Raw genomic sequence first — 13,679 nt, forward strand, 5'->3', positions numbered from 1 at the left:
ATGCTGCATATCGTCTTTGGTGTGCTGAAATCGGGACAACCTTATGACCCGAAGTTAGCACTTGCCCGGTGACGGGCAAGACGGTATCTACAAAAAATATGCGCAAGACACTTGCTCCCCAGAGCAAGACCCGATCAGAGGCCCACGCTACCCATCCTGACCCCCAGCGTATGGCTCGCCCCCGGCGCCAGTTCCACCAGGTCATCCCACACGTTCGCCGTCTCGATGCATAGCATCCGTTGCCAGCCTTCCGGCGCCATGTCCGGCAGCTCGGCGGCACGCTCGGTCCACGGGTTCCACAGCACCGCGGTGCGTGAGCCTTCGCTGGTCAGCACAATGCGCCGCTTCCACGCCGGGTCGACAATGCTCAGCTGATTCGGGGCGTTCAGGTAGATCCGGTCGGTTTCCCCGGCGAAGTCCAGCGCGCCGTGCTGGGTGCGTTGCTGCCAATCCGCCAGGGTGTCGATAAAGCCCAGGCCCTCGACGCCTTCCACTTGCACCTCACGCACATCGCTCACCGCAAAGTAGCTGTGCAGCGCCTGGCTGATAGTCACTGGGGCAGTGCCGTGGTTATGGCTGATCAGGCGTACGCGCAATTGCTCGTCCATCACGATTTCCAGCGTCAGCTCGACGTCGTGCGCCCAGCCCGGCAGCTCACCGCGGGTCTGCGGCAAGGTCAGTTCGACCCGTACGCTATCGCCCTGGCTTTCGATACCCAGCAATTGCCAGTCACGCCCACGCACCAGGCCATGGGCCGCGCCGTCATCAGCAGCGTACATGGCCTGCACCGAGGCAGGGTTGCGCTTGAATACGCCGAACCACGGCCAGCACACCGGAACGCCCGCGCGTACCGACTTGCCCTGCTTGAAGATCGCTTTGTCACTGAGCCACAACAGTGGCGGCTCGCCGACCCGCTGATAGCTCAGGACCTGCGCACCCTGCTGGGCAACCAGCAGTTCGGCATGCGCACTGGTGATCCGCCAGCAATTGAGTTCGCCGTGTTGTTCGACTTCGACCTTCGGTGTGGACATGCGCTTATCTCGTCTGTTTGCGTAAGGCCTTGGACCTTGCACGGGGCAACGAGTTTAGCGCGCGGCCGACTTAGCGACGAGGTGGCACCGAGCGGGTACGGCCGCTGCCATCGATGGCAACGAAGACAAACACCGCTTCGGTCACTTTGCGCCATTCGCTGGACAATGGATCGTCGCTCCACACTTCGACCATCATCTGGATCGAGCTGCGGCCGATTTCCAGGGTCTGGGTATAGAAGGACAATTGCGCACCAACCGCGACCGGCACCAGGAAGGCCATGCGGTCGATGGCTACCGTGGCCACGCGGCCACCGGCAACACGGCTGGCCATGGCGGTGCCGGCGAGGTCCATCTGGGCGACTAGCCAGCCGCCGAAGATATCGCCGAAACCGTTGGTTTCACGCGGCAAAGCGGTGATCTGCAAGGCCAGGTCGCCTTGCGGGATGGGATCTTCTTGTTCGAGTTCAATCATGCCGAGGGTGCCTCTGACCCATAACGCTTTCATAGGTGGCGCAGTAACGGTCGCCTCGAAAAACGATTCAGCACGACAATACAACGCTGCATTCGCTTTGCCGGGCGGCGAAGGAAAACTCTGCGAAACCGGCTAAGCATACCCAGCGGCGTTTTCGCACAACATCCTACACACGGCGTAACCTTTTGATACCAGAGGCCAGTATATAGAGCCACGCGGGCAGCGACGACCATGCAGTCACCATTATCTGCACACTTTGTGTACTTCTCTGTGCTTTTTAAGGCAATTTGGCTATCGTTCGATCTTCTGTCAGGCCACGGCCAGCGCTGCCGTGGTTACAAAAGCCAATAAGAGACGCCCACATGACCTCGTTGCACACCGCTTTAGAAGAGCAGCCGTCGCGACCGCTGACTCGCAGTGACTACAAAACCCTGTCGCTATCTGCCTTGGGCGGTGCGCTGGAGTTCTACGACTTCATCATCTTCGTGTTCTTTGCCGCGGTCGTCGGCAAGCTGTTCTTCCCCCCGGACATGCCTGAATGGCTGCGCTTGATGCAGACCTTCGGGATCTTCGCGGCCGGTTACCTGGCGCGCCCGTTGGGCGGTATCGTCATGGCCCACTTCGGCGACCTGCTGGGGCGCAAGAAGATGTTCACCCTGAGCATCTTCATGATGGCCGTGCCCACGTTGATCATGGGCCTGCTGCCGACTTACGCGCAGATCGGCCTGTGGGCACCCATCCTGTTGCTGCTGATGCGGGTGATCCAGGGGGCTGCCATTGGCGGTGAAGTACCGGGTGCCTGGGTGTTCGTCTCCGAGCACGTCCCGGCACGCAACACCGGCTATGCCTGCGGCACGCTGACGGCAGGGCTGACCTCCGGGATCCTGCTCGGCTCGCTGGTGGCCACCGTGATCAACACCATCTACAGCAGCAGCGAAGTGGCGGACTACGCCTGGCGGATCCCGTTCCTGCTCGGTGGCGTGTTCGGCCTGTTCTCGGTGTACCTGCGTCGCTGGCTGCACGAGACCCCGGTGTTCGCCGAGCTGCAACAGCGCAAGGCACTGGCCGAGGAAGTACCGCTGCGCGCCGTGCTGCGTGACCATCGCGGCGCCATCGTGCTGTCGATGCTGCTGACCTGGCTGCTGTCGGCCGGGATCATCGTGGTGATCCTGATGACCCCGACCATTCTGCAGACCATCTACGCGGTGCCGGCAACCGTGTCGCTGCAGGCCAACAGCCTGGCCATCGTGCTGCTCAGCCTGGGCTGCATCGGCGCCGGCATGCTGGCCGACCGCTTCGGCGCTGGCCGGGTGTTCATCGGCGGCAGCCTGGCGCTGCTGGTGTCGTCCTGGACCTTCTACCACACGCTGCCCACCCACCCCGAGCTGCTCTACCCGATGTACGCCCTGACCGGCCTGTGCGTGGGTATCGTCGGTGCGGTGCCATACGTGATGGTGCGGGCTTTCCCGCCGGTGGTGCGCTTCAGCGGCCTGTCGTTCTCCTACAACATGGCCTACGCGATTTTCGGCGGCCTGACCCCGATGGTGGTTACCTACCTGCTCAAGTTCAGCCCGATGGGCCCGGCCTACTATGTAGCCGGTATCTGCACCATTGGTCTGCTGGTCGGCATCTACCTGCTCGCCACCAAGCGCTGAAACCCCTCTAGAACGCCCCTCGCAACATCTTGAAAAGGCCATCCTTCGATTGAAGTGATGGCCTTTCATCTAATTGTCACATTCGCTTCATAGAGTGGTCATACGGCCTGCAGATACTTGGGCCCGATCCATCTCACCCAAAATTCCTGCTAGGAGCAAGGCATGAAACTGAAGCGTTTGATGGCGGCCCTGACTTTCGTCGCCGCTGGCGTTGCCACCGCCAATGCGGTTGCCGCTGTTGACCCTGCTATTCCGACCTACACCAAGACCACCGGTGTGTCGGGTAACCTCTCCAGCGTCGGTTCCGATACTCTGGCCAACCTGATGACCCTGTGGGCCGAGGCCTATAAAAAGGAATATCCGAACGTCAACATCCAGATCCAGGCCGCCGGCTCCTCCACTGCGCCACCTGCGCTGACTGAAGGCACCGCCAACCTGGGCCCGATGAGCCGCAAGATGAAGGACGTCGAGCTGCAGGCGTTCGAACAGAAGTACGGCTACAAGCCAACCGCTATCCCGGTTGCCGTTGATGCCCTGGCCGTCTTCGTGCACAAGGACAACCCGATCAAGGGCCTGACCATGGCTCAAGTCGATGCGATCTTCTCCTCGACTCGCCTGTGTGGCGCCAAAGCCGACGTGAAAACCTGGGGTGACCTGGGCGTGACCGGCGACCTGGCCAACAAGCCGGTTCAGCTGTTCGGTCGCAACTCGGTATCGGGCACCTACGGCTACTTCAAGGAAGAAGCCCTGTGCAAAGGCGACTTCAAGCCAAACGTGAACGAACAACCAGGCTCGGCTTCGGTCGTGCAGTCGATCAGCAGCTCGCTGAACGGCATCGGTTACTCGGGCATCGGTTACAAAACCGCTAGCGTGAAGACCGTGGCCCTGGCCAAGAAAGAAGGCGGCGCGTTCGTTGAAGACAACGAAGCCAACGCCCTGAACGGTACCTACCCGCTGTCGCGTTTCCTCTACGTCTACGTCAACAAGGCCCCGAACAAGCCTCTGGCCCCGCTGGAAGCCGAGTTCGTGAAACTGGTGCTGTCGCAAGCAGGCCAGCAGGTTGTAGTGAAAGACGGTTACATCCCGCTGCCAGCCAAAGTGGCTGCCAAGGCCCTGGCTGACCTGGGTCTGGAACTGGGCGCGAACGTTGCCAAGCAGTAATTGAGAGACCGGCGAGGTCGGGTCAATGACCGGATCTCGCCACATATTGCGAGTCCGCTGCCAGGGATGTCTGAGCGGCGGGCTTTTTTGCGTCACTGCACTGTCATGTTTCTGTCATACGAGACCGCTAGGGTGTGCGCATGAATGATCTGGCCAACTCCACCATGACCCAAAATTCTTCCCCCGTGCGGATTGATTTCAATACGCCCGAGTTGAAACGCAAGCGCCGCATGCGAGCGCTCAAGGATCGCCTGACCCGCTGGTATGTACTGGTAGGCGGGCTTGCCGTGCTGGCAGCGATCACCTTGATCTTCTTCTACCTGGCCTACGTGGTCCTGCCGCTGTTCCAGGGCGCGACCCTGACCAGCAAGAAGGCGTTGGAGCCGACTTGGCTGCAACAGGACGCGGGCAAGCCGCTGATGATTGCTCTGGAAGAGCAGAACCTGGTCGGCATGCGGGTTTCCGACAAAGGCCAGGCCTTGTTCTTCGACACCAAGACCGGTGCCGAGCTCAAGCGCGTGGAGCTGCCGATCCCGGCCGGCGCCCAGGTGACCTCGATCGGTCAGGACCAGCCAGGCCACCCAATGGTGGTGCTGGGCTTGTCCAACGGTAAAGCGCTGGTGTTCAGCCACAGCTACCAGATCACCTACCCGGACAACAAGAAGACCATCACCCCGGCGATTGACTACCCCTACGGTCAAGAGCTGTTCACCCTGGATGATCAAGGCCGCGCGCTGGAGCACGTGAACCTCAACATCAACGGTGAAACCCTGGTGGTGGCCGGTTCTACCGGTGCGCACCTGCAGGTCCTGTCGCTCAGCCGTGAAGAAAACATGATGACCGGCGAGGTCACCAGCGAGCAGAACCGTATCGACCTGCCGCAGATGTCCGAGCCGGTCAAGGCGATCTACATCGACCCGCGTCAGCAGTGGTTGTACGTGGTCAACGGCCGCGCCCAGGCCGATGTGTTCAGCCTGCGCGACAAGAGCCTCAACGGTCGCTACAAGCTGCTTGAAGACGCCAACACCGAAATCACCGCCAGCACCCAGCTGGTCGGCGGTATCTCGCTGATCTTCGGTGACTCCAAAGGTGGCCTGGCCCAGTGGTTCATGGCCCGCGACAAGGACGGCGAGCTGCGCCTGGAGCGCATCCGCGACTTCCAGATGGGCACCGCGCCGATCGTCCAGATCGATGCCGAAGAGCGCCGCAAGGGCTTCATCGCCCTGGATGCCGCCGGCAAGCTGGGGGTGTTCCACAGCACCGCGCACCGTACCCTGCTGGTCGAGTCCGTCGCTGAGGGCCCAGGCGTGCTGGCGCTGTCGCCACGTGCCAACCGCATCTTCATCGAGGAAGGCAACAAGCTGCTGCCGCTGAGCCTGAAGAACCCGCACCCGGAAGTGTCCTGGAGCGCGTTGTGGAGCAAGGTCTGGTACGAGAACTACGACGAGCCGAAGTACGTCTGGCAGTCGACTGCGTCCAACACCGACTTCGAACCCAAGCTGAGCCTTTCGCCCCTGACCTTCGGTACCCTCAAGGCCGCGTTCTACGCGATGATCCTGGCGGCGCCGCTGGCCATTGCCGCCGCCATCTACACCGCGTACTTCATGGCTCCGGGCATGCGCCGCAAGGTCAAGCCGGTGATCGAGCTGATGGAAGCGATGCCGACAGTGATCCTCGGCTTCTTCGCCGGCCTGTTCCTGGCACCCTACCTTGAAGGGCACCTGCCGGGGGTATTCAGCCTGTTCGTGATGCTGCCGGTCGGCATCCTGGTCTCGGGCTTCCTCTGGAGCCGCCTGCCGGAGTCGATCCGCCTGCGTGTGCCGGATGGCTGGGAGAGCGCGATCCTGATCCCGGTGATCCTGTTCACCGGCTGGTTCGCCCTGTACATGAGCCCGTTCCTGGAAACCTGGTTCTTCGATGGCGACATGCGCCTGTGGATCACCAACGACCTGGGCATCACCTACGACCAGCGCAACGCGATGGTGGTCGGTATCGCCATGGGCTTCGCGGTCATCCCGAACATCTACTCGATCGCCGAAGACGCCGTGTTCAGCGTGCCGCGCAGCCTGACCCTGGGCTCCCTGGCGCTGGGCGCCACGCCGTGGCAGACCCTGACCCGCGTGGTCATCCTGACCGCCAGCCCGGGGATCTTCTCGGCGCTGATGATCGGCATGGGCCGCGCGGTCGGTGAAACCATGATCGTGTTGATGGCCACCGGCAACACCCCGGTCATGGAAATGAACCTGTTCGAAGGCATGCGTACCCTGGCGGCCAACGTCGCGGTGGAGATGCCGGAATCGGAAGTCGGTGGCAGCCATTACCGCGTGCTGTTCCTCGCCGCGTTGGTGCTGCTGATGTTCACCTTCGTGATGAACACCTTGGCCGAGCTGATTCGCCAGCGTCTGCGCAAGAAATACTCGTCGCTTTGATAGAAAGGTAGAGATCCGTGAAAAAGGATTCCCTCAAAGGCTGGTTCAAGAGCGGCGCCCCCGGCGTCTGGATGAGCGGTGGTGCCGTCTCCATCGCAGTGATCATGACCATCGGTTTGTTGGCCGTGATCGCTGTGCGGGGCCTGGGCCACTTCTGGCCCGCCGACCTGCTGCAAGCCAGCTACAACGTGCCTGGCCAGGCCAACCACATCGTCATCGGCGAAGTGGTGCAGAAAGAAGAAGTGCCGCGTGCCCGCCTCAAGGGTGCCGGCCTGCCGGTGCCGGATGTCGGCCCGGAGTTCATGACCCGCGAGCTGATCAAGGTCGGCAACCGCGACCTGAACGGCAGCGACTTCACCTGGGTGGTGGGCGAGTGGCTGGTTGACCAGCAAAAGCCTGCCGAGTTGATCGCCCTGGAGCGCCGCGAGTGGGGCAACTTCTACGGCTACCTGGTCAGCGTCAAGGAAAACGGCAAGGTCGTGGCTGAAGGCCAGGCCGCCTGGAACGAGCTGCAAACGCGCCTGAAGCGTGCCGACAAGTTGTCTGGCGAGCTGCAGAAGCTTGAGAAGTCTGATATCGGTGCCATCAACTACGGCCTGGAGCGCCTGCGTCTGCACGCTCGCAAGCTGGAACTGGATGGCAAGCTGGACGCCGCCGCGCAAGCCGACATGGATGCCGAACGCGCCGAGCTGAACAACCGCTACAAGGCCATTGAAGAGCGCCTCGGCGCCCTGCACCAGGACTTCGGCCGCGACGCCCTGGTTGCCCGTGACGGCAACGGTCGTGAAGTCGAGATCAACCTGAGCAAGGTGGTGCACGCCTACCAGCCTAACGGCATGGGCTTCGTCACCAAGATGGGCGTGTACTTCGCCAAGGTCTGGGAATTCCTCAGCGATGACCCGCGTGAAGCGAACACCGAGGGCGGGATCTTCCCGGCGATCTTCGGCACCGTGATGATGACCCTGATCATGGCCGTGATCGTCACCCCGTTCGGCGTGCTGGCGGCGGTGTACCTGCGTGAATACGCCCGTCAGGGCCCGGTCACCCGCCTGATCCGCATCGCGGTGAACAACCTGGCTGGTGTCCCGGCGATTGTCTACGGCGTGTTCGGCCTGGGCTTCTTCGTCTACGTGCTGGGTGGCTCGCTCGACCAGCTGTTCTTCCCGGAAGCGCTGCCAGCGCCAACCCTGGGTACGCCGGGCCTGCTCTGGGCCTCGCTGACCCTGGCACTGCTGGCGGTACCGGTGGTGATCGTGGCTACCGAGGAAGGCCTGGCGCGGATCCCGCGTACGGTCCGCGAAGGCTCGCTGGCACTGGGTGCGACCAAGGCCGAGACGCTGTGGAAGATCGTCCTGCCAATGGCCAGCCCGGCGATGATGACCGGTATGATCCTCGCCGTGGCCCGCGCCGCGGGTGAAGTGGCACCGCTGATGCTGGTGGGTGTAGTGAAGCTGGCGCCATCGCTGCCAGTGGACGGCAACTACCCGTACCTGCACCTGGACCAGAAAATCATGCACCTGGGCTTCCACATCTACGACGTCGGCTTCCAGAGCCCGAACGTCGAGGCCGCGCGGCCGCTGGTGTATGCCACCGCGCTGCTGCTGGTGATGGTGATCGCTACGCTCAACCTCTCGGCGGTGTGGATCCGTAACCACCTGCGCGAGAAGTACAAAGCGCTGGATCATTGATCGCCCAACCCTTTTGCAAGTCCCGCCCGTGCGCCACGCGCCGGGCGGTTCGATGAAACGAAATTGATAGCGTATGGAGTCTGACCATGCAGCATGAATCCCACACCCACGGCATCGATATGTCGGCCCTGGGTCGCGACAAACAGAGCCTGCGCCTGGCCGAAGAAACCGTGGCCATCGAAGTACCGGGCCTGAACCTGTACTACGGCGACAAGCAAGCCCTGTTCGACGTCAGCATGAACATCCCCAAGCAGCGCGTGACCGCCTTCATCGGCCCGTCCGGCTGCGGCAAGTCGACCCTGCTGCGCACGCTCAACCGCATGAACGACCTGGTCGATGGCTGCCGCGTAGAGGGTGCGATCAACCTGTACGGCAACAACATCTACCGCAAGGGTGAAGACGTCGCCGAGCTGCGCCGTCGCGTCGGCATGGTGTTCCAGAAGCCGAACCCGTTCCCCAAGACCATCTATGAGAACGTGGTCTACGGCCTGCGTATCCAGGGCATCAACAAGAAGCGCGTGCTCGACGAAGCCGTCGAGTGGGCCCTCAAGGGCGCGGCGCTGTGGGATGAGGTCAAGGACCGCCTGCACGAATCGGCACTGGGCTTGTCCGGTGGCCAGCAGCAGCGTCTGGTGATCGCCCGTACCATCGCGGTGGAGCCGGAAGTGCTGCTGCTCGATGAGCCGTGCTCGGCACTGGACCCGATCTCGACGCTGAAAGTCGAAGAGCTGATCTACGAGCTGAAAGCCAAGTACACCATCGTCATCGTGACCCACAACATGCAACAGGCGGCGCGGGTTTCCGACTACACCGCGTTCATGTACATGGGCAAGCTGGTCGAATTCGGGGACACCGACACCCTGTTCACCAACCCGGCGAAGAAGCAGACCGAAGACTACATTACCGGTCGCTACGGCTAGTACCGGCTGTATCAACGATTGATCGCTGCGCTCGACCGCACCTCACCGGACGCCCCAAGGATTCTTCATGATCGACAAAGACAGCCTTACCCATCACATCTCCCAGCAGTTCAACGCCGAGCTTGAAGAGGTGCGCAGCCACCTCCTGGCCATGGGCGGGCTGGTCGAGAAACAGGTCAACGACGCGGTCACCGCGCTGATCGAGGCCGACTCGGGCCTGGCCCAGCAGGTGCGTGAAGTCGATGAGCAGATCAACCAGATGGAGCGCAACATCGACGAGGAGTGCGTACGCATCCTCGCCCGTCGCCAGCCGGCGGCGTCCGACCTGCGCCTGATCATCAGCATCTCCAAGTCGGTGATCGACCTGGAGCGCATCGGTGACGAATCGACCAAGATCGCCCGTCGCGCCATTCAGCTGTGTGAAGAAGGCGAGTCGCCACGCGGTTACGTCGAAGTGCGCCACATCGGTGACCAGGTGCGCAACATGGTCCGCGATGCGCTGGACGCCTTTGCCCGCTTCGACGCCGACCTCGCCCTGTCGGTGGCGCAGTACGACAAGACCATCGACCGTGAGTACAAGACCGCCCTGCGCGAGCTGGTGACCTACATGATGGAAGACCCGCGTTCGATCTCGCGGGTACTCAGCGTGATCTGGGCCCTGCGTTCGCTGGAGCGCATCGGCGACCACGCGCGCAACATTTCCGAACTGGTGATCTACCTGGTCCGCGGCACCGACGTGCGTCACCTGGGCCTGGCCCGGATGAAGGAAGAGGTCCAGGGCGGTGGCGAAAAGGCTAATGTTTCGGGCAAATCTGACGATAAGTAAGACTGCCCCGAGAATCAACGCCCGGCCTTGGCCGGGCGTTTTCGTTTGTGGCAGCGCAATAGCAGGCACCCGCGAACGAGCATGACGAGTCCGGCGTGGCCGAAGTTTTGGCATATGGCCATCAGTCAACGTTATGCTGGTCGGGATCTGGAAGGAGTGGCGATGAGTAAAGTCAGTGTGTTGGTTGTGGATGACGCGCCGTTTATCCGTGATCTGGTGAAGAAGTGCCTGCGCAACAATTTCCCGGGTGTGGTGATTGAAGACGCCGTCAACGGTCGCAAGGCCCAGGCCATGATGGAGCGCGAAGCGTTCGATCTGGTGCTGTGCGACTGGGAAATGCCGGAGATGTCGGGCTTGGAGCTGCTGACCTGGTGCCGCCAGCAGGAGTCGATGAAGACCCTGCCGTTCATCATGGTGACCAGCCGTGGCGACAAGGAGAACGTGGTGCAGGCCATTCAGGCCGGCGTTTCGGACTTTGTCGGCAAGCCGTTCACCAACGAGCAGTTGCTGACCAAGGTGAAGAAGGCCCTGACCAGGGCAGGCAAGCTCGATGCCTTGATGGCCAGTGCGCCGACGCGCCAGACCTCGGCGTTTGCCAACGACTCGCTGGCCGCGTTGACCGGTGGCAAGGCCGAGACGGTCAAGCCGGCGGCGCCTGCGCCGGTTGCCGCGGCGGCCAAGCCGTTGCTCAATGCGCCTCAGCCGGGGGCGGCCAAGGCCGCTGCGCCGGCCGGTCGTGGTCAGGGCCAGTTGCGCCTGTCCAGCGGCACCCAGCCGTGCGTGATCAAGGCGCTGAGCCTGAAGGAAGCGCTGTTGGTGGTGCGTCGCAGCGAGGCCTTGCCACAGGTGCTGGAAGGCGCGGTGCTGGACCTGGAGCAGGGCGACAATGCCGAGATCGCCCGTTTGAATGGCTACCTGCATGCGGTGGCAGCGCTGGAGCCCAAGCCGGATAGCGACTGGTTGCAACTGACCTTCCGCTTCGTCGACCAGGATGCGCAGAAGCTCGACTACCTGTCGCGGCTGATCGCCCGTGGCACGGCGCAGAAGCACTTCATCCCGGGCGCCTGACCCGGTCGCTCCCACAGAGGTCAGCAAAACCCTGTGGGAGCGGGCTGGTCCCGCGATGACTGCACCGCTTATCACCCAGACACACACCCGCAATAGTCCCTTCATCACGACCTGCTAGGCTTCGTCAAAGCACCACTGTCAGAAGGCCACTACCCATGTTCACCCGCCTGCTGCTGTTCTGTGCCGTGCTGGTGGCTGCGGGCCCCGCGTTGGCGATGACCATCTACAAGAGCAAGGACGCCTACGGCGTCGTCACTTACTCCGACCGGCCGATGCCCGGCGCGCGAGCGTTCGTGTTCCGTGACCAGATGATTGAGCAACTGGACAGCAAGGTGCACCTGGAGGCCAACCGTTCCAACGGTGGTGTGCAGTTCAGCGCCCGCAACGAGTTGTTCGCCCCGGTTGAAGTCGAGCTGCGCCTGAGCGGCGTGAAGAACGCCCGTGAAGGCGCCCCACGTCTCGTACGCCGGGTTTTACCACCACGTTCGACCGTGACGCTGTCGGTGCTGACCGCGCGCCAGCCAGGCCAGTTGGTGGCCTACCAGAAGAAATTCACCTACGCACTGGGTGACCCGGTGCAGCGCCCGCAAGCCTTTCGCTACCCGTTGCCCTGGCGCGGCGGGCCCTTTCGCCTGAGCCAGGGCCCCAACGGGCGCTACAGCCATTTCGGGCCCAAAGGCCGCTACGCGATGGACATCGCCATGCCCGAAGGCACACCGATCATCGCCGCGCGGGCAGGGGTGGTGGTGAAGACCGAGAACAACCAGAGTGGACGTGGCACCAACCCGTCGGGCAATTTCGTGCGGGTGCTGCATGCCGATGGCACCATGGGCGTCTATCTGCACCTGATGCGCGGGTCGGTGGTGGTTCAGGAGGGGCAGCGGGTGGCCTATGGCACGCCGCTGGCGCGTTCAGGCAACACTGGCAACAGCAGCGGGCCGCACCTGCATTTCGTGGTGCAGCGCAACGTCGGGCTGGCGCTGGAGTCGATTCCCTACCAGTTCAGCCAGCCGGTCGGCGGGTTGCCCAATTTCACTGCGGGCAACCCTTGAGGCGGCTCAATCGAGCTTGAGCACCTTGGCCAGGACGATCTTCGGCCCTTTCATCTTCTTGATGATGATGCGCAGGCCTTCGACTTCCAGCACTTCTTCCTCTTCCGGGACGCGCTTGAGCGTCTCGTAGACCAGCCCAGCAAGGGTTTCCGCCTCGATGTGGTCGAGGTCCACGCCCAGCAGGCGCTCGACCTTGAACAGCGGGGTGTCGCCGCGTACCAGCAGCTTGCCCGGCTGGTAGGCGAGGATGCCGCGCTCGGCCTTGCGGTGTTCGTCCTGGATGTCGCCAACCAGCACTTCGAGCACGTCTTCCATGGTCAGGTAGCCGATGACCTTGCCGTCGGCTTCCTCGACCAGCGCAAAGTGCGCGCCGCCTTTGCGGAACTGCTCCAGCAGGTGCGACAGCGGCATGTGCCGTGACACGCGCTCCAGCGGGCGGGTCAGCTCGGCCAGGTTGAACGACTCGGGCAGGTGGTCCAGCGCCGCCAGCTCCAGCAGCAGGTCCTTGATGTGCAGCAGGCCGACGAACTCGCCGCGTGCGGCGTCGTACACCGGGTAGCGGCTGAACTTGTGCCGGCGGAACATCGCGAGGATTTCCTTGAGCGGCGCATAGGCGTCCAGGCTGACCATGTCTTCGCGGGAGTTGGCCCAGTCGACCACTTCCAGCTCGCCCATTTCCACCGCCGAGGCGAGCACGCGCATGCCCTGGTCGCTAGGGTCCTGGCCACGGCTGGAGTGCAGGATCAGTTTCAGTTCTTCACGGCTGTAGTGGTGCTCGTGGTGCGGCCCCGGCTCGCCCTGGCCGGCGATACGCAGGATGGCGTTGGCGCTGGCGTTGAGCAGGTAGATGGCCGGGTACATCAGCCAGTAGAACAGGTACAGCGGCACCGCCGTCCACAGCGACAACAGCTCGGGTTTGCGGATCGCCCAGGACTTGGGCGCCAGCTCGCCGACCACGATGTGCAGGTAGGAAATGACGAAGAACGCGCTGAAGAACGATACGCCCTTGATGACTTCCGGCGATTGCACGCCCAGGGTCGCCAGCAGCGGCTCGAGCAGGTGCGCGAAGGCCGGCTCGCCGACCCAGCCCAGGCCCAGCGAGGCCAGGGTGATGCCCAGCTGGCAGGCCGACAGGTAGGCGTCCAGCTGGCTGTGCACGGTGCGCAGGATCTGCCCGCGCCAGCCATGCTGCTCGGCAATCGACTCGACGCGGGTCGAGCGCAATTTGACCATGGCGAACTCGGCCGCAACGAAGAAGCCGTTGAGCAGAACCAGCAGCAGAGCAAAAAGAATCATGCCGAAGTCGGCGAAAAGTGAGGTGACGCTGATACCTGAGGAAGGGTCCATGATGGAGTTTTACGGGGTCCGTCTTTTATA

General features: G+C 62.7%; 11 protein-coding genes. 8 read left to right on the forward strand and 3 right to left on the reverse strand.

Annotation, left to right across the window (positions count from 1 at the left end):
• Positions 1-134 precede the first annotated feature (134 nt).
• Both M5G11_RS14710 and M5G11_RS14715 read right to left on the reverse strand, forming a co-directional pair.
• A complete protein-coding gene (locus tag M5G11_RS14710; RefSeq protein WP_273912732.1) occupies positions 135-1,031 on the reverse strand; it encodes a D-hexose-6-phosphate mutarotase in 897 nt (298 codons plus the stop codon).
• Between the two features lie 70 nt (positions 1,032-1,101).
• Positions 1,102-1,503, reverse strand: coding sequence for an acyl-CoA thioesterase (locus M5G11_RS14715; RefSeq protein ID WP_009402429.1), 402 nt, complete (start codon positions 1,501-1,503; stop codon positions 1,102-1,104).
• Between the two features lie 362 nt (positions 1,504-1,865).
• Here M5G11_RS14715 and M5G11_RS14720 point away from each other — a divergent pair, with 362 nt between their 5' ends.
• The 8 genes from M5G11_RS14720 (at position 1,866) to M5G11_RS14755 (ending at position 12,302) form a co-directional block, all read left to right on the forward strand.
• Positions 1,866-3,158: an MFS transporter gene (locus M5G11_RS14720; protein WP_273912731.1), complete on the forward strand. Its 1,293-nt coding sequence runs from the start codon at positions 1,866-1,868 to the stop codon at positions 3,156-3,158.
• A gap of 162 nt (positions 3,159-3,320) precedes the next feature.
• Positions 3,321-4,319 carry a phosphate ABC transporter substrate-binding protein PstS gene (locus M5G11_RS14725; RefSeq protein WP_273912730.1) on the forward strand — a complete coding sequence of 333 codons (999 nt, stop codon included), beginning with the start codon at positions 3,321-3,323 and terminating at the stop codon, positions 4,317-4,319.
• Positions 4,320-4,459: 140 nt separating this feature from the next.
• Complete coding sequence (locus tag M5G11_RS14730) at positions 4,460-6,748, forward strand: ABC transporter permease subunit (RefSeq protein WP_273912729.1); 2,289 nt, start codon at positions 4,460-4,462, stop codon at positions 6,746-6,748.
• Between the two features lie 71 nt (positions 6,749-6,819).
• Positions 6,820-8,436, forward strand: a complete 1,617-nt coding sequence (gene pstA / locus M5G11_RS14735; protein ID WP_273912739.1) for a phosphate ABC transporter permease PstA — start codon at positions 6,820-6,822, stop codon at positions 8,434-8,436.
• 86 nt (positions 8,437-8,522) lie between these two features.
• The gene (pstB, locus tag M5G11_RS14740) at positions 8,523-9,356 is read left to right on the forward strand and encodes a phosphate ABC transporter ATP-binding protein PstB (RefSeq protein WP_273912728.1); all 834 of its coding nucleotides are present in this window, start codon (positions 8,523-8,525) and stop codon (positions 9,354-9,356) included.
• Positions 9,357-9,423: 67 nt separating this feature from the next.
• On the forward strand, positions 9,424-10,182 hold the full coding sequence (phoU, locus tag M5G11_RS14745; RefSeq protein WP_273912727.1) for a phosphate signaling complex protein PhoU: 759 nt from the start codon (positions 9,424-9,426) through the stop codon (positions 10,180-10,182).
• A 162-nt stretch (positions 10,183-10,344) separates the two neighbouring features.
• Positions 10,345-11,250: a response regulator gene (locus M5G11_RS14750; protein WP_273912726.1), complete on the forward strand. Its 906-nt coding sequence runs from the start codon at positions 10,345-10,347 to the stop codon at positions 11,248-11,250.
• Between the two features lie 155 nt (positions 11,251-11,405).
• On the forward strand, positions 11,406-12,302 hold the full coding sequence (locus M5G11_RS14755) for a peptidoglycan DD-metalloendopeptidase family protein (protein WP_273912725.1): 897 nt from the start codon (positions 11,406-11,408) through the stop codon (positions 12,300-12,302).
• 6 nt (positions 12,303-12,308) lie between these two features.
• Here the strand turns inward: M5G11_RS14755 and M5G11_RS14760 are convergent, their stop codons facing one another.
• Complete coding sequence (locus M5G11_RS14760; RefSeq protein ID WP_273912724.1) at positions 12,309-13,649, reverse strand: hemolysin family protein; 1,341 nt, start codon at positions 13,647-13,649, stop codon at positions 12,309-12,311.
• Positions 13,650-13,679 lie beyond the last annotated feature (30 nt).

Source organism: Pseudomonas fontis, from assembly GCF_028656955.1.
Lineage (GTDB): Bacteria > Pseudomonadota > Gammaproteobacteria > Pseudomonadales > Pseudomonadaceae > Aquipseudomonas > Aquipseudomonas fontis.